We start from the raw sequence: 18,004 nt of genomic DNA on the forward strand, positions 1-18,004 counted from the left end.
CTAATACAAACTTTATGAAAAATTAATATCCTTATAATGCCATAAATAGATATATTTTCCATATAAGAAACGTATTCAATATAACCAAAAGTAATATAGGGGGTTGGAGCTAATCTAATTATTAGGATATTTCGGCTACATTTTATGAATGGTCATGCTCGAAAATGTAAAATTAAAAAAAAGTCAGCATTGCGCTGACTTTTTAAATAATGGATCTGAGCTTATACCAAGCCTAAATACTTAACCTCGCCTTATTATCACTCACAATCTTTTCACCAATACCACTAACCTTAGTTAGCTCATTGACCGATTTGAAGGCACCAACTTGTTGACGATAAACAATAATGGCTTGAGCTTTAGTATTCCCGACGCCCTTTAATGTCACCAACTGTTCAAAGGTTGATTTATTCAAGTTAACAACTTGTGATTTTACTGATTGTGCACTTTGTCCTTGTGCAGCCTGAGTAACATTAGTTTCTTTAGCAAGACCTAATGAAGAGTTAACAAGTAAAATAATACCTAAAGTTAAGACTGAAAGGGTTTTGTTGAGGTATTTTGGCTGAATATTCATCTTTAATTCCTTGTAAAGTTATACCAATTACACTAATTAATTGCCCACCTTCAAATGGTCTAACTCTACAATTTCTGCGTTGCGCTCAATCCCAATAGCCAGCTATTGCTCAATCACGCGCCTTGAACTTGAAGAAGTATCCTCATTGAATGTTGTTCACTAACTTAATGTAAATGGTATTATCCATTAAAAAAGCAACTGAATAGTGTCTAATAAAAAACCTAGTAGCAACTGGACAGTCATTACTAGGTTTAGATCGATAACTCACTTTTGTCAAAATACACCTTAAGCATTCAAATTATTATTGGCTTGCTCGTTATAAGCTAACAATGATTTATATTATGTCTAAGTTTTGCCAAATGATTCTATTGCCAAACAATTTTTGCAAGTTGTTGTTCACCTTCGGCTAAGTTCATTTTGATAATTTTGTTATTTTCACCTATGGTGATCAAACGTGGAATACCACCCGACGCAAAACGTCTGTATATACTACGGTCATTATCAACCGCTAATGCGACCTTAATACCACGCTTATCACGCCAAGCAGTAACCGTCTCAAGATCTTCTTCTCGAGCAATAGCAACTATTTCAATATCTTCCATTTCAAGTAAAGGGGAACTGTTTAATGCTTTAAGTAAACGATTAGAGTCATGACACCAAGTGGCAAATAAAATAACTAATTTACGTTTTCCTAATTGCTGTAAGTCCAGTTCTTCACCGTCAATAGTGGTAATAGCTTCAATGGGTAACAAGTCGCCTGAGCTCACATATTCATCATGTACTATCGCTTGCGATTGGTTTAGTGGTAAAGCTTGGCAAGCAGACAAAACAACCGCTAAACTGACGGTAAAAAATAAGCGTTTTAATTTACTCTCAGTGGTTTTAACCATGAAAAATATCCCTAAATAAACTGAATTTTGTTAACAAACCTGAACTTTGTTTAAACTTTTAACTGCTCATCAAACAACGTTGAGGTTAACTATCTAGTATTTAACCCTAAATTCAACTATTTTCCAACAAACAAAACAAAAATACGTATCTACTAGCGCTTTGGTCATAGCTTAATTAGAATAGCTGTCATTATTTTATCGTCTATTAATTACTGTAAGGAAATCATGAGCAAAGCAAGCAGCCTGTTAACCCCGGTATTGGCCAAGCGCCGAGGTAAAAATCCCGATAAGAAGAGTTGGCATAATTTACATGGCAGCAGCAGTAGCTTTGCTCTTTATCAAGCAGCAAAAACAGCGCAAACGCCTATATTATTGATAACAAGTAATACTCCTCAAGCGCTTAAAATTGAGCAAGAGTTACTAAGTTTAGCTAAGAGCGATAGCCAAAATAAGGCTAATATCTGCTTATTTCCTGACTGGGAAACACTACCGTACGATAATTTTTCACCTCACCAAGATATTATCTCTCAGCGTCTTGCTACCTTGTACCAATTATCACGTATGGAGTCTGGCATAATTATTGTGCCGGTAACCACTCTAGTACAAAAGCTTGCTCCTAAACAATATATTGAAGCGAACAGCTTAATAATAAAACAAGGCGATAAGAGAGATTTACATCAAATGCGACAAGCCCTGGAAGCAAGTGGCTATCGTAATGTTGATCAAGTATTAGAGCATGGAGAGTTTTCTGCTCGAGGCGCTATTTTAGATCTTTTCCCTATGGGAAGTAATAAGCCATTTCGTTTAGATTTCTTTGATGATGAAATTGATGAAATTAGACTCTTTGATCCAGAAAGTCAGCGTTCAAAAGAGAAGATTGATGAAATTAATTTATTGCCCGCGCACGAGTTCCCCATCGATGAAGCGGGTATCAGCTTATTTCGTAGTCAATTTCGTGAACAATTTCAGGGCAATATTCATAAAGAGTCTGTTTATCACAAAGTCAGTAATGGCATTTTGCCGCCTGGCATCGAGTATTACCTACCACTGTTTTTTGATAATAAACAGGACACTGAAAAAGAAGGTGCAACCTTAAGTAATACTCTTTGTGATTATTTAACTGATAATACTCTGGTCGTTATTAGCGGAGATATTGAGCACTCTTTAACGCAATACTGGCTCGATATAGAGTACCGTTATGAAAATAGACGTTACGACCCTACTCGGCCTTTATTACCGCCAGAACAGCTATTTTTAACCGCTGATACGCTTTATAGCGCGTTAAAACCTTTTGATCGCATCACCATTGCTAAGCAAACGACAATAGAGACGATTAAAACTCAACGTAGTGACAATCAGGCTAGCGAAGACCTTGTTACTGCTGAAGTCGATGCTGAGACAAGTGCTGAAGTAAAAAGCAAAAGTAGCGAAATATGTTTTGATGTTAAACCGCTGCCTGATTTAACGATTAATCATAAACTGAAGCAGCCGTTCGAATTAATCAACCAATTCATCGCCAGTAAAGAGACGCCCAACAAAGTGCTTTTTGTTGCGCAAAGCCAAGGTCGCCGAGAAAGTGTGCTTGAGTTACTTGAGCGTGACAATATTAGACCTGCTCAGTTTGATAACATTGACGACTTTATTAACGCAACGGATACCCTTGGTATTACCGTTAATAGTTTAACTCAGGGTTTTGCCTTCCAAGCGAAAGGTAATAGTCAGAAAAATGCGATTGCCCTAGTTACTGAAGCCGAATTATTAGGCGATCATGTATCTCAAGCTAGAAGACGTACCAAAGCGCAAGATTTACAAGCTGATGCGTTATTTAAAAACCTTGCTGAGTTAACCATTGGCCAACCTGTGGTCCATATTGAACATGGCATTGGCCGATATTTAGGTCTACAGACCATTGAAAATGGCGGCATAGTTACCGAATTTCTGGTGCTTAGTTATGCTAACGAAGCCAAACTTTATGTCCCTGTTAGCTCTTTACACTTAATTGGTAGATATTCAGGTGCTGATAGTGACCATGCGCCACTGCATAAGCTAGGTAATGATACTTGGAGTAAAGCTAAGCAGAAAGCAGCAGAGAAAGTCCGTGACGTTGCCGCCGAATTACTCGATATTTACGCAAAACGTGCCAGCAACCATGGTTATAGTTTTAAACGTGATAAACAAGACTACCAAGCTTTTAGTGACAGTTTTGGTTTTGAAGAAACCTTCGACCAAAAACAAGCCATTAATGCCGTAGTAAGCGATATGTTGTCGCCAAAAACCATGGACAGGCTTGTGTGTGGTGATGTTGGTTTTGGTAAAACAGAAGTCGCTATGCGTGCTGCATTTGTAGCGGTAAATGATGGCAAACAGGTAGCTATACTTGTCCCCACCACATTACTAGCTCAACAACATTATGAAAATTTTAAAGATAGATTTGCTAACTGGCCAGTAGTTACCGAAGTATTATCACGATTTAAAACGGCTAAAGAACAAAAAGAGGTCATCGCTAGAGTTGAATCGGGTAACGTTGACATTCTCATCGGTACCCATAAATTACTTCAAAACAGTATTAAATATAAAGATTTAGGGTTACTGGTAGTCGATGAAGAACATCGATTTGGTGTTAAACAAAAAGAAAAAATCAAACAGCTACGCAGTAACGTTGATATTCTAACACTAACGGCAACCCCTATTCCTCGTACCTTGAATATGGCCATGGGAGGCATGCGCGATTTATCAATTATTGCCACGCCGCCAGCAAAACGCTTAGCGGTTAAAACCTTTGTGCGCGAGCACGATGAAGCATTAATTCGGGAAGCTGTATTACGTGAAACCTCACGCGGTGGTCAGGTGTATTATCTGCATAACCATGTTGATACTATTGATAAAACTGCAGCAGACATCCAAAAATTAGTGCCTGAGGCTCGTGTCGTCACGGCCCATGGACAAATGCGTGAGCGTGAGCTTGAACGCATCATGAGTGATTTTTATCATCAACGCTTTAACGTCATTGTTTGTACCACAATTATTGAAACGGGTATCGATGTACCCAGTGCCAATACCATCATTATGGACAGAGCAGATCATCTTGGTTTAGCACAATTACACCAACTGCGTGGCCGTGTAGGTCGCTCGCATCATCAAGCTTATGCCTATCTGTTAACGCCGCATGAAAAACGCATTACTAAAGATGCTAAAAAACGCTTAGAGGCTATCGCCTCTCTGGAAGATTTAGGCGCAGGTTTTACTTTAGCAACTCACGATTTAGAAATTCGTGGCGCGGGTGAGTTATTAGGTGAAGACCAAAGTGGCTCAATGTGCCAAGTTGGCTTTAGTTTGTATATGGAAATGCTCGATCAAGCCGTTGCAGCACTTAAAGAAGGTAAACAACTATCATTAGACCAAGTAATGTCTACGCAGACTGAGATTGAGTTACGTGTACCAGCGCTGCTACCTGATGATTACATTTTTGACGTTAGCTTACGTTTAAGTTTATATAAACGTATTGCCAGCTGTAAAAACAAAAATGAGCTAGATGATATTCAAGTTGAGCTCATTGACCGTTTTGGTTTATTGCCTCAACCAAGTAAAAATTTAGTCCAAATTGCCAAGCTACGCCTTAAAGCGCAGACTATTGGTATTTCGCGAATTGAGGCGAGTGCCACAGGTGGCTCGATTGAATTTAGTAATGATACCAGCGTTGACCCTATGCTAATTATTGGTTTAATTCAAAAAAATCCAGCAGTGTATAGCATGGCTGGAGCGAGTAAATTGAAGTTTGTAAAAGCCAACGATGATACTCAAAAACGCTTTACCTTAATTTCTAATATCTTAAATGACTTAGCTAAATAATGACTCAGATTTTCACTACCAAACAAGGTACATGTTTTTAGAGTGCTTTTAATGGGAACGGGTATAATGGTAAACTTGGGCAAGTAACGTTTTCGCTAAACTTACTTTGCTCAAGCCTCTAAGCAATACCTATTAGATTGATTAATAGTTCAAATTTTAATTAGAATAAATTTTCAAGAACAAGGCGTTTGATTGAGCAATAGCTGGCTATTGGGATTGAAAGCAACACTGTTATGGGATATTTAGACCATTTAAATAGATCACTTAGTTAATTTGATTGCTATATATGAACGTAAAAATAAAATAAAATTAAGTTAGCTCAACTGATACACTTTTGTCTTAACATACGGACTTTTAATGAAATACCATTCAATTCTTACCCCTGCATTAACCTCATTATGCTTATTAACAAGTTGTAATGCTTTGGCTACCAACAGCGCTAAAGTCTCGGCAGTTGAAGAAGCTCGTTGGTTTGAAATTGAAGTTATTATTTTTAAACAAGTTACAGATAACTCAAAAAATACCGAAAAGTTTTCCCCGAATGATCTCACGAGTAAAAAAAGAAATGCTATTGACTTAATAGCACCTTATTTACAACCGAATATAGCCTCATTAAAAAAATTACTGCCCATTTGTGAACAACAACAACAAACAAAATTACCGTATGACATAGCTATTACGCCATACAACCTTTGGCCTGAAAGTATTGATACTGAAGCTGCAGCTCTTCTATCAGAAAGCAAAAATGGTCAAGATATCAATAAGGCTCAGCTTGATGCGAATGAAGGTGTAATGCCTTCAGCTAAGATGTCGGTAACTGTGCTTCCTGAAGTCACTAATGACACCTCTGGAGTTTTAGCCAAAGATGATTTAACGGAGCAAGGCGAGCAACCACAGTATGTCGCGGTTGATGTACCGGTTTATAACCAATATCCGATTAATCGCCAAATGCCGTTATGTGTGATCCCTGCTGAATTTTTCCAACAGCACTTAACTTCAGAGCAATTTGAAAGCTTTAGCATCGATGGTTTCCCCGTAGATAAACTAACAAACACCATCAATGGGCTTGAACAATGGCGCGATGATGAAAATGGTGAAATCACCTGGGCAAGCGATACTCCTTACTTAATTGGCCAGGATTCTCTTCGTTTGAAATCTATTGCTAACCGTATCAAACGATCACGTAATTACGCGCCATTATTGCATCTCGGCTGGCGACAAATGGGTGAAAGTAAAAGAAAATCAAAAGCGATGAAGTTATATGCTGGTGAGCATTTAGATTTACGCTACCAACAAGCAGTAGCTCAACAAGTGTCTGAGCAACAGGCACTTGAAATACAGGTAATTTTAGAACAAAGAAAACAAGCTGAAGAGCTGATTCGTAGTCAAATTAATTTAACTGGCAATGAAGCTGCACAAGCAACTACAAACGCTACCTCGTCCATGACACCTGATAATGTTACAAACAATGTGATAGAGAATTCAGCAGCGTTCAGTGAGTTAACGATAGCAGAAGAATTACGCCAACAAGCAAGACAGCAACAGCTTGACACTCTATTTCAGCAACTTTCGTTAGTAGACAATCAAAAAAGTAACTCTGCCAGCACAAATGTCGATAACAGCAATGAGTCCGTTAATAACGAAGAGAATATCAAAAATATGGTTGCTGAGCTGTCATCTGATATTATGGAAGAAACAGTACCATTAAGTGTAAATAGTACCACAGAAAATCAAAAGCAAACCACACCACCTATTCAGCCTTGGTCAATAGATGGGCTTTTCAATGTGCACTTAGATCATTACCTGTATATCGATACCGAGTTAAATATTATTGACTCATCTAATAACTCATCGATATTAACGGCAAAGCAAAAATTAGCAAATAAACAAAATACAACATCAAGTCGTAATAAGGTAATTTCCTTTAAACAAGATCGCCGTGTGATCACCGGAGAGATTCATTATTTTGACCACCCACACATAGGCATGATAGTGCAAATTAGACGTTTTGATCCGACAAAACCTGCTGATGAAGCGGTTAGTCAGTCGAAAAAATAAAGTATCAAAGCTTAAGATAAAAAAAGATAAAGTATTATCAACAAACAATCACAGTAAAGGTTAACAAAATGGATAAAGAAATAGAAATTCAAGCAGCAGTTTTTCGTCGTTTACTGGCGCACTTAGACTCACGCAAAGACGTACAAAATATAGAATTAATGAATTTAGCTGGTTTTTGCCGTAATTGTTTTAGTAAATGGACAGTGAGTGAAGCAGAAAAGTTAGGTGTTGACGTTGATATAGATGCTGCCCGTGAACAGGTTTACGGTATGCCTTACAGTGAATGGAAAGAAAAACATCAATTGCCAGCAACTGATGAACAGATGGCTAAATTTAATGAGTTAAATAAAAAGTAGACCTGTCGCTACCAGTGAAGTTGTAGCTGATACGCCAGTATTTTATCAAATACTGGCGATATGACTGTATGAGCTGCTCTAATTCGAAAGCAGTCCAGCAAAGCTATGAAAATTGAGTTATTTCATCTTCAGTTAATTCACGCCACTCACCTGGGGCTAAATCACCCAAGGTTATTTTTCCTATCTGTTCTCTATGTAAGCCCACTACCCTATTACCTACCGCTGCAAACATACGTTTAACTTGATGATATTTCCCTTCGGTGATAGTAAGTAGAACTTCACTTCGATAAGACGCTTCATCAACCAAATTATCTATTTCTACCCGCGTTAATATTGCAGGTCGAGTAAGTGAGTCTTCTCCTTGTAGCTGAAGTCCACTGTCAAACCTAGCGACTAATGCAGATAACTTATCATCGTCAATTTCGCTGCGTAGCCATACACGGTATGTTTTCTGGCACTGCTTTTTCGGCGAAATAACGTTATGCGACCAGCGACCATCATCGGTGATCAAGACCAAACCTGTGGTATCAGCATCTAATCGGCCAGCAATATGCAAATCGAAGGCTTTATCTACCTCAAGAGAATGTAATACCGACGGGTAGATTTCATCAACATTTGAACAAATGGTGTCTACTATCTTATGTAAAATATAATAGCGAGAGCCACGCGCGCTAAGTTGTTGACCATCAATAGTAATAAGATTGTTTTCATGTACTTGCATTGCCGCATTTTTAGCGACTTCATTATTAACACGTACCTCACCGCTTTTAAGCACTTTTTTAGCTTCGGTTCGGGTGAGTTCAGTACTTTTACAAATAAATTTATCTAAGCGCATATTGGCAAGCAAGGCCTTACTGTCAATGAAAATAAGCCGCTATTATCCGCATTGCTTATCAACAAGCAATAACTAATAACATTTAGTTGTAAAAATGGAAAATAAACAGCTCATATTAAATACAAAAAAAAATTGAAAATAAGTTAAGCTGTTATTATCAAATATAATTTTGTTGAAGGGACTTAGCATATTGAAATTTTTGCCAAAGCTATCACAGCACACTATTCGATTTACCGTAGTAAGTATTTTCATTTTAGCTACGGTTGTTACTGCCGTTATTGCCATCAGTTTGCAATATCACTTCAGTAAAAATATGGCTACTGAATCCGCTAGCCAACTATTTTCTTTATCGAGTCAAAAAACACAAGAGCATTTACAATCACTCGATAAAAGAGCTCAAAATATTACTCGCATGTTCGCCAAATTTGGAGACCTTGTTGAGGGTAATAAGGTAAGTAATTCTGTCGGGCCTGTTTTTTCAGAAGTGCTCAAGTCTAGTAGTGACTTTTATGCAGTATATATAGGTTTTGGAAATGGTGACCTCTATGAGTTAATCAATTTAGACGCGAGTCCAGCAATTCGAGCACAAGTCGATGCTTCAATTTCAGATCGCTGGCTTACCATTGAAGTTACTGGCGAAGCTAGCAAAAGAAAACGCGTTTTTAGTTATCTTAATGCAGACTTTACTGTACGGATAATCCGTGAAGAAAACACCGATTATGACGCTAGTGTTCGGCTATGGTATTTAAACGCTAAAATGGGAGAAGTTCATAAAACTGATCCCTATATGTTCCAAAATTTGCAAGCCCCAGGGCAAACCTATTCAGCTAAAATCCCTGGCTCTGATGCTGTCCTTGCGGTGGATATTGCGTTATCTTCTATTGATCAATACCTAACCAACCAAGGTTCGGCACATAACGGTAATGTAGAAAAAGAAGTCTATTTATTTCAAAAATCAGGGGAGATAATCTCAAGTAACCAAGGTAATGCACCTAAGATTGCTAAGATAAAAGTCAATAAAATCGCACTGTCCAATAAACAAAAGCAACTAATCGCAAACACTCCACCGCTAAAAGTATCTAATGAAACTGATTGGGCCCCTATTGATTTTTCAATATCAGGGCAACCAAAAGGTTATAGCATCGAAATACTGTCTTTAGTTTCTCAGATGACTGGCTTAACGTTTGAATATACCAATGGTTTAACATGGTTTGAGTTAGTTAAAGAATTTGAAAGCAACAGCATCGATATACTCCAACCAGTATTTAAAACAGAAGAAAATAATCAGAGAGGAATATTTTCAGAAAAATTTATTAACTTGCCCTTTACTATCATCACTCAGAAAAATGTAACTAAAATAAGTAATCTAGGTCAATTACAAGGCAAAGAGTTAGCAATCACTCAAGGCTGGTCAAACACCAAGCTCCTTAAACAACACTTTCCAAGTATTAATATTATTGAATACCCTTCGAGTAAAGCGATGTTAAAAGCGGTGGCACAGGGCGAGATCTTTGCTGGTTTTGACAACGAAGTTATTTTTCGTTATATCCAACAGCAATTTTTTATTAAAAACATTCAATATCACTCCGAGGTAATTTTTGCTCCAGCAGACCTAAACGACTCTTTACATTTTATGCTACATGATTCACAAACCGAGTTAATGACCATTATTAATCTAGCTATAGATAATATTTCGGAAAAACAAAAAAGTGCACTTAAAGCAAAGTGGTTTACTCAAAGTAAGGCACAAAGCAAACAAGGAGTAGTCCCTTATGCGGAATTAATATCGTTAGCCGATAATACCCTTCGTCATGGGCAACTGGTGCCATCAGTGATAAATGATATCGAGAGTTTTATCTACTTAACTCCTACTAATTTTAACGAAACAGAGTTTTTAGCCATAATAGTACCGCGTGAAACTATTTTGGCTCCCAGTGCTGCCAAGGTAAAATTATCAATCATCATCACAACAATTTGTTTATTACTGGTGCTGCCTGTGAGTTGGATTTTTTCCAGCCCAATAGTAAAACCTATTAAGTTACTTGCATTAGAGAATGAGAAAATTAAAAACAGAAAATATGAAGAAGTCAATTTAGTTAAAAGTAATATTAAAGAAATTGATGAGCTTGCCTATTCATTAGTCGAAATGTCTGTTGCGATTAAAGACCATGAGCTAAAACAGCAAGAATTGATGGACTCTTTCATACAACTTATCGCACAAACTATCGATGATAAATCGGCATATACCGGTGGTCACTGCAATAGAGTTCCTGAATTAGGCCTAATGTTAGTGAATGAAGTTGTTAAAGATAATAGTACCTTTAAAGATTTTTCATTTAAGTCCAATGATGAATACCGTGAGTTCAAAATTTCTGCTTGGTTACACGATTGCGGAAAAATTATTACCCCTGAACATATCGTTGATAAAGGCAGTAAACTTGAAAGCATATATAACCGTATTCATGAAGTAAGAATGCGCTTTGAAGTACTATGGCGAGATGCTGAAGTGAATTATTATCAGGCTTTAATCGAAAAACCTGAACAACAAAAACAACTACATCAGTTACTGATAGAGCAACAAAGGCAATTAACACAAGACTTTGCTTTTGTAGCCAATGCGAATGTAGGGAGTGAGTTTATGGCTGAGGATAAAATTGAGCAATTACACCTCATTGCTCAACAAACTTGGCAACGTCACTTTGATGATACTTTAGGTTTATCGCCAGTAGAAGAGTTACATTTAGCAAAACAAAACCAACAGCAAGGTCTCCACCAACCAACAGATGCGCAATCACAGAGATTTCCCGTAACTGAACAGTTATTGACCGACAAAGCAGAACATATTTTTAGACGGATTAATCCCGTAGAATTCGATGAAAAACTCGCTATAAAAATGTCTGCACCTGAATATATTGCTAATTTAGGTGAGTTATATAACTTATCTGTTTCTCGTGGCACATTAACAGCAGAAGACCGATATATTATCAATGAGCACATTATAGGTACGATCAAAATGTTAGAACAACTGCCTTTTCCTCCTGAGCTTGCTAATGTTCCACGATTTGCTTCAACACATCATGAAACCCTTATTGGCACGGGATATCCAAGACAGTTAACGGCTGACCAATTAACTATCCCTGAACGAGTATTAGTGATTGCTGATATTTTTGAGGCATTAACGGCTGCTGATAGGCCCTATAAAAAAGCAAAACCCTTAAGTGTATCAGTTAATATTTTGCATAAATTCGCCATTGATCAACATATTGACATTGATTTATTCGAGCTATTTTTAACCTCTGGCACTTATTTAACTTATGCCAATAAGTACATGAACAGCGAACAAATTGATGAGGTTGATATCACTAGATATCTGCGAGTGTCATCAGTGAATAATGAAACCGCTTGAAAGTAGAGTAATACTCTTTAAAATTTTACATTAAGCTAAGGTCAGTTAATTATTATTGTTAACTAACTATTCTGTGTCAGCTAAATAACAATAACCCTGGTTAGTTAGCTCTGTCGATAAGACGATTGATAGTTGTAAAAAAGGCTTCTGAGTTCATTCAGAAGCCTTTGATCAATTAGATAAACAACACCACTATATTAGTCAATAATAGTTATCTCACAACCTTAGTAAGTTCGTTAGTAAAGCACTGCTCAGTACGACAAATACTATTATCGTGCAAGGCTTGCTTGTAATCGTCATCACCTTGATGGGCAGTACCAAAGCTTCGCACAATAATAGGTTGAGTTGTTTCTATTATTGAAGAGAAAAACACTTTCATATCGTCATGTGTTAACTTTTCAACTTCAGTAACAATTATTTCTTTGCTATTAAAATCAAACATTTTTTCATTGATTTCTGACCAGTAATACCGTGTGCGCTCATTTAAGTTCTTATCTTTAGCTTGTAAATCTTTAATGAGCCCTTGCTTGTATTCATTAAATTTTTCAGCGGTCATCTCATTTAATGTCCCTCTAAAATCAGTCATGAATTGATCGATCCGACGTTTTAATTCTACCGGTCCTGCTTTGGGCGATTGAATTAAAAATGACAATCCAGGTAAATTTTCTAACTTGGTATTTCGGCCACTAACAATATAGCCAAGTTGTTGATCGGTACGGATAGATTTAAAGAAAGGAGCGTTTATCATGCTACCAAATAAGCCATATTTAGCTCGATTAGCGAATGAATCATCATTACTAATGTAACTTTCAACAATGGTCGAATCGTTATGATCTACCACTAATTCTTGAACTAACGCATGACTCGTGTTGTTTAACTTAACAACTTTATTAGCACGTTCTTTAGCTATAGAGTTGGTCATATTTAGCGCATAAAGGCTTTTGCCCAATTGTACCGACTCTGCTTTAAGCATATTACCGTGTACCAATACTTCGACTTCAATCGCCTTATGAAAATCGTTAATATATTGCGCTAACTGTTTTGTTGTTACTGTTGAAAGTGCACTGGCTAATGCTTTTGCTGAATAGCTTTTAGTACTTTGCATTTGGCTCAATGCTGAACGTGCTTGGCTATATGGACGGTCAAATTTAGCATTGTTCCATTTACGTACTAAGCGCTCTTTGTGTAAATTAAAAGCCGCTTCATCTATATCCAAATGTCGAACGCGTTTATTGATTGTACTTAACAGCATGGCTTGTTTTTCATCATAGCCATTTACGCCAAAGCCCATTCCTGCACTGGTAGACCAAACGTTATAGTATAATTCAGCTTCTTTGGCGGGATAACCAAACTCATTTAAACTGTCTTTTAATAACGCACTGTAAAGATAGTTTTGAGCGCGTGATAACGCACTTTTTCCTGCTTGGTCAGAGTAAATTTGTACATTAACAGATGCTTTAGGCACTCTAAACTCAGTGTCTTGCTTGTGCCATAAAGTAAAGCCTGATTTCTCAAAAGCAACGACTGGCTTGCTCGCATCTGACTCTAATTTTTTCATTGTTAGGTTCGTAGCAATAAATGGGTTAGGTGCTGGCAACGAAAATGCATCAATGGTTTTAGGTGATTGATAACGACTCATCTCTTCTGCATTGATTTTAGTCATTGCATAAGGCGTATTGTATTCAGGTTGCACTTGATCTGTTGTTAAACCTTTAGCAATTAACACTAATCGCATTTTTTCAGGTGTTATCTGCGCCAAGTATTCAGTGATCAATTGGTGAGAATAATCACTATACAAATAGCCTTCATTGAGAATGTTTTTTGGTGAAAAATACTGTAACTGTCTTGAAAGGTTGCTAGCGGTATCTGCTGCCCCCTGTTTTTCTAAAAAATCAAAACTATTTTTTGAGATAGCCGCTTGTTCTGTAAAGTACTGCTGGTTGTATTGCTTATTTGATAACAATTGTAAATATGCAAATACCGCTTCAGTGACTTGTTGATAATCAGCTAAACCTTTAGGTGTCAGTGTAATTCTTACAGTAAAACGCTCAAAATCATCTGGACCATAAGCGCTAGTACCTAAAGATTCTATTAATCCCTGGTTTTTTAGATGGCTATATAAGCTGCCTTTACCTTCTTGACCTAATAAAGATGAGATAATACTAAGTGGTTTTTCTTCAAAATACTGAGTTGACTTGTTAACAGGAAATGCCAACGTTAGCTTTCTTATATCTTTCATTGGCTCTATATTGATTTTTACGCCTAACTGCTCAGGTAAATAGGGCTTAACCTTAACAGGAGTAGATTTTGAACCATTATTTGGAATGGCTGTGAATTTTTCACGTGCCCATTTCTCTAAGGTGTCTAGGTCTTCACGACCTACCAATGACAGTGACATACGGCTAGCACTATAATTCTCTTTATAAAGTGCTTTTAAGTCATCAATAAGCACATCATTTTCGCGGTCCGCTAATGTATCTAAATTACCGACCGAAAATTGGCTTGATGGATGCCCAGGGTTTCGTGTGTCTTTCAATACTTCTCTAATACGGCGGGCATCATCTTTAATTTTCATGCTGTATTCAGAGTGAACCGCATTTTTTTCGCGGTCTACGTATTGTAAATCTAAACTAGGTGAAATAAAAAATTGCGCAAAACGATCAGTCGCTTCTTCTAATGAGTCTTGATTTACTTGAAAAAAATAATTGGTGTGTTCTTGACCTGTTCCAGCATTTGACCAACCGCCGTTCGCTTTTAAATATTCATTGTATTCACCCACTTTAGGGTATTTATCAGTCCCTAAAAACAACATATGTTCTAAGAAATGGGCAAGACCTTCACGGTCTTTAGGATCGGCCATATGACCTATATGTACATCCATTGAAGCAGCAGATTTATCAGCGCTACTGTCAGAAACGAGTATCACTTTTAAACCATTATCAAGTTCGACATAACGGTATTGGCGTTGATCATTTTGACTTTTAACCACGGTTTCTTGATTCACTAATACCGATTGAGTGTTAGCAGTAGACTCCATAGTGTTACAACCACTAAGAGTACTAACGCCTAATGTTGCGGCAACTAACGCTGCAATTAAAGTATAATTATTCTTTCTCATTGTTATCCTTGTGCTAGTGACTTTATAGCCACCAATATCCTATTGTTCGTAGTAATATACACACTAAAATAGGGTTAGTGAATGTATTAAATACGAAACAAGTAACATTTAATTTACCTAAAATTAACTTTAATTACCTTTTTTTTTGTAAGAAGTGAACTAAAAGGTTCTATTTGACTCGCCAGACTCTGTTTGGGACATTCATTTTTTACTTGAGCTTGATTTCCTGATTGGACAGATGTGAATACTAAATTTTTCATGTTATAACGAGAAATAAAGACATAAGTATGGAGTTTTCTGGTTAGCGCTGCCGTGGGATCCGATGAGCTAAAACTGCAGGTTAAATTTTGTCAGTTATCGATACTTGACGAATGCTTTTCCTTGCTCAATCTCAGTTCAATTAATGTCAATCCGCGTTTATGGGATATTTGTGACCTGTAGATGATGTAGCTATATTAATTTAGTCTTAATGTTTGCGGTGAACTTAGCAAACTATAAGTTTTATACTGGTCACTTTTTGGGGAGGTATCACTACAAGTTTAGTTTAGAAGCGCTTTATATTGCGTTATTGTTCAACAATAACGCAATATCGCTTTAGTTGATTAGCGTAATTTTTTACATACTATTCTGAATAACTATTATCTTTAATCAATTCCTTAAATAAAGGCGTTCCTAAATGCCGGTTGAACCCTGTATATTTAAAAATAACATAGCTATAACATAAACAGATAAGTGCCATTTTCAGAAGGAAAATTGACTAAAGCCAAGTTAGCTACTCTGCTTCAGCTAAATACCAATAACCTTGGTTCAGTAACTCTGTCGTTAACTCAACAAAAGCAGCATTATGGCTCCAGTCACTAAGATCGTCAGGTAACAACATCACTTTGTCACAAAGTAGTTTCACACCATTAGCAATTTCTGCTGAAAAAGCCAATTCACTACCATTGATATAACACAAACCCTGTTCAATAGTATCTTCGAAGTAAAAAGCACGTAAGCCGCCTAGACGTTTGATAGCATGACTGTTAAGCAAGTTACTCACTTCAGTAAGCTCAAACGGTTCATCCGGTATTAAAATATCTAGATCATGTTTCGCGGTAGTTAAAAACTGCCCCGTGAATTTTTTAAAGTTAATGTCATCATCAAGTAGATTCTGAACTTGCAACTTAATACTCGCGTAATCGTTGTTGCTTACCTCGCCACTATTACTAGTAACCAGCCTATTAGGATCGGTTAATAACTGGCTACCTTTTTCATTATCAATCAAATGATCAGCAAAAGCACTAAGTACACTTACCGCTGAATTACCTCGAAAACCGACAGAAAAGCTCATTGAGGTGTCAAGGGATATACCTTCATGGGGGAATCCAGGTGGAATATACAAGATATCTCCAGCGTCGAGTTCTACATCGATGATAGCCTCAAATGCCTCGACATGTAATAACGCTTCGTGGGCTGCAAATTCTACGTGCTCACCGCTATCTCCAACTCGCCAATGACGTTTACCTGAGCCTTGGCAAATGAAAGTATCGTAGTTATCTATGTGTGGACCAACACTGCCACCGGGCATAGCAAAACTTGCCATTAAGTCATCTAAACGCCAGTGAGGAATAAATCGGAATGCTTCAATAATTCCTGCCGACTCTTCAGAGAAATTATCAAGGGCTTGTACTACAAGAGACCAGTTCTCAGTGCCTAAATGTTCATAACTTTCAAATGGGCCAAAAGCAGCTTGCCATTGTCCGTCTTGTTTATGAACCAAACGAGACTCTATTTGCTCCTCCATCGCTAGACCTGCCAATTCGTCAGGAGCAATAGGGTCAACAAAGTCTTTAAATCCCTGCCGTATTACTACAGGTTTCTTTTGCCAGTATTCGTCTAAGAATTCTTGCTGAGTCATTTGGTTCAAGTTTAAGGTATACATAGTGTTCTCATTATTCTCATTTAATTATTGCAGCTAATTTAACTCTCGCTAATTTTAAGCTACGGACATGCCTGCAATCTTGTGCCAAAAACCATTACATTCTGTGACACCGTCGAGTTCTTTTCTCGTTGGGTTAACAAGTTGCTCTCTAAAGTTATCAAGTTGGGTAAAAGCTTCTGTGCTATCTGCACTAATGCGGGCAATATCAACCCCCATTGCATCAAGGGCTGGCATTTCATTGATGAGATTATACTGGTAACCAGACAAAGTTTGAATACCATTTAGCACAAATACTCGTTCTCCTTCGCGACTATTCATTCGGCGACCTTCCGGGTACTTAATGCAACAATACTCACAATCATCTTTTGCTTTATCTTCAGAGCGAGCGGTAAAGCAACGGGCAGAATAGGCTAACGGTAGGTAACCCCATGAAAAGACTTCACATTCGAACTGCTGTCGAATACCTGCCTCTGTCGCTTGTTCTAATAGTATTTTTAACCAATCACCACTGAGTTCAACAGGCATTAACCAGCGCGTCATACCTTGTTTCAACAAGACTTTAAGGGTTGATAAGTTATAACAATTAATCGCAGGCCCTGCGACAAACGGCATTTTAAGCTCATGCATAATTTGCACTGCGCTTAAATCATTGGCTTCTACCAGAAATTCACCGTTATCACACAAGCGCTTTAACACTTGTATTTCAGCAGGTGACTCAAGCAAAGTCATTGTTGAAACAACCACCTGTTTATTAGTATCTTGGGCAACGTCTTGCGCTAAGCCAAGCCAATCTTTAGCGCGAAGTTCACGCCTTTTTGAACAAACCGTTTCGCCCAAATAAATGACATCAGCACTCGATTCTTTCGCTTGTTGGTAGAAGTCTACCACCTCATTTTTCGGCCAAAAGAATAGGCTAGGTCCTAAAGAGAATTTCATGATTTTTCCTAAATTTTATCGCTATCGCTAATTTTATAGTTTTTAAGTTTTAAGATGAGTG

Annotated in this window: 10 protein-coding genes; 4 read left to right on the forward strand and 6 right to left on the reverse strand. The window is 37.4% G+C overall.

Annotated elements, in window-relative coordinates; translation table 11 throughout:
• Positions 1-232: 232 nt before the first annotated feature.
• Both CXF79_RS15180 and CXF79_RS15185 read right to left on the reverse strand, forming a co-directional pair.
• The gene (locus CXF79_RS15180) at positions 233-571 is read right to left on the reverse strand and encodes a ComEA family DNA-binding protein (protein ID WP_101155944.1); all 339 of its coding nucleotides are present in this window, start codon (positions 569-571) and stop codon (positions 233-235) included.
• A gap of 365 nt (positions 572-936) precedes the next feature.
• Positions 937-1,461 carry a TlpA family protein disulfide reductase gene (locus tag CXF79_RS15185; RefSeq protein WP_101155946.1) on the reverse strand — a complete coding sequence of 175 codons (525 nt, stop codon included), beginning with the start codon at positions 1,459-1,461 and terminating at the stop codon, positions 937-939.
• Between the two features lie 225 nt (positions 1,462-1,686).
• Between CXF79_RS15185 and mfd the strand changes: the two genes are divergently transcribed.
• The 3 genes from mfd (at position 1,687) to CXF79_RS15200 (ending at position 7,724) form a co-directional block, all read left to right on the forward strand.
• Positions 1,687-5,310 carry a transcription-repair coupling factor gene (gene mfd / locus CXF79_RS15190; RefSeq protein WP_101155948.1) on the forward strand — a complete coding sequence of 1,208 codons (3,624 nt, stop codon included), beginning with the start codon at positions 1,687-1,689 and terminating at the stop codon, positions 5,308-5,310.
• A 357-nt stretch (positions 5,311-5,667) separates the two neighbouring features.
• Positions 5,668-7,368: a CsiV family protein gene (locus CXF79_RS15195; protein WP_101155950.1), complete on the forward strand. Its 1,701-nt coding sequence runs from the start codon at positions 5,668-5,670 to the stop codon at positions 7,366-7,368.
• Between the two features lie 68 nt (positions 7,369-7,436).
• Positions 7,437-7,724 carry a DUF1244 domain-containing protein gene (locus CXF79_RS15200; RefSeq protein WP_011042956.1) on the forward strand — a complete coding sequence of 96 codons (288 nt, stop codon included), beginning with the start codon at positions 7,437-7,439 and terminating at the stop codon, positions 7,722-7,724.
• Between the two features lie 103 nt (positions 7,725-7,827).
• Here the strand turns inward: CXF79_RS15200 and CXF79_RS15205 are convergent, their stop codons facing one another.
• On the reverse strand, positions 7,828-8,559 hold the full coding sequence (locus CXF79_RS15205; RefSeq protein ID WP_011042955.1) for a pseudouridine synthase: 732 nt from the start codon (positions 8,557-8,559) through the stop codon (positions 7,828-7,830).
• Between the two features lie 190 nt (positions 8,560-8,749).
• Here CXF79_RS15205 and CXF79_RS15210 point away from each other — a divergent pair, with 190 nt between their 5' ends.
• Positions 8,750-11,965: an HD domain-containing phosphohydrolase gene (locus CXF79_RS15210; protein WP_332871602.1), complete on the forward strand. Its 3,216-nt coding sequence runs from the start codon at positions 8,750-8,752 to the stop codon at positions 11,963-11,965.
• A 211-nt stretch (positions 11,966-12,176) separates the two neighbouring features.
• Here the strand turns inward: CXF79_RS15210 and CXF79_RS15215 are convergent, their stop codons facing one another.
• The 3 genes from CXF79_RS15215 to CXF79_RS15225 all read right to left on the reverse strand — a co-directional run bounded on the left by CXF79_RS15215 (position 12,177) and on the right by CXF79_RS15225 (position 17,943).
• Positions 12,177-15,083, reverse strand: coding sequence for an insulinase family protein (locus CXF79_RS15215; RefSeq protein WP_101155952.1), 2,907 nt, complete (start codon positions 15,081-15,083; stop codon positions 12,177-12,179).
• A 772-nt stretch (positions 15,084-15,855) separates the two neighbouring features.
• Entirely contained in the window at positions 15,856-17,007 is a 1,152-nt protein-coding gene (locus CXF79_RS15220) for a cupin domain-containing protein (RefSeq protein WP_011042953.1), read from the reverse strand.
• A gap of 54 nt (positions 17,008-17,061) precedes the next feature.
• A complete protein-coding gene (locus CXF79_RS15225; RefSeq protein ID WP_011042952.1) occupies positions 17,062-17,943 on the reverse strand; it encodes a U32 family peptidase in 882 nt (293 codons plus the stop codon).
• Positions 17,944-18,004: the final 61 nt, after the last annotated feature.

This window comes from Colwellia sp. Bg11-28 (assembly GCF_002836245.1).
GTDB lineage: Bacteria > Pseudomonadota > Gammaproteobacteria > Enterobacterales > Alteromonadaceae > Colwellia > Colwellia psychrerythraea_A.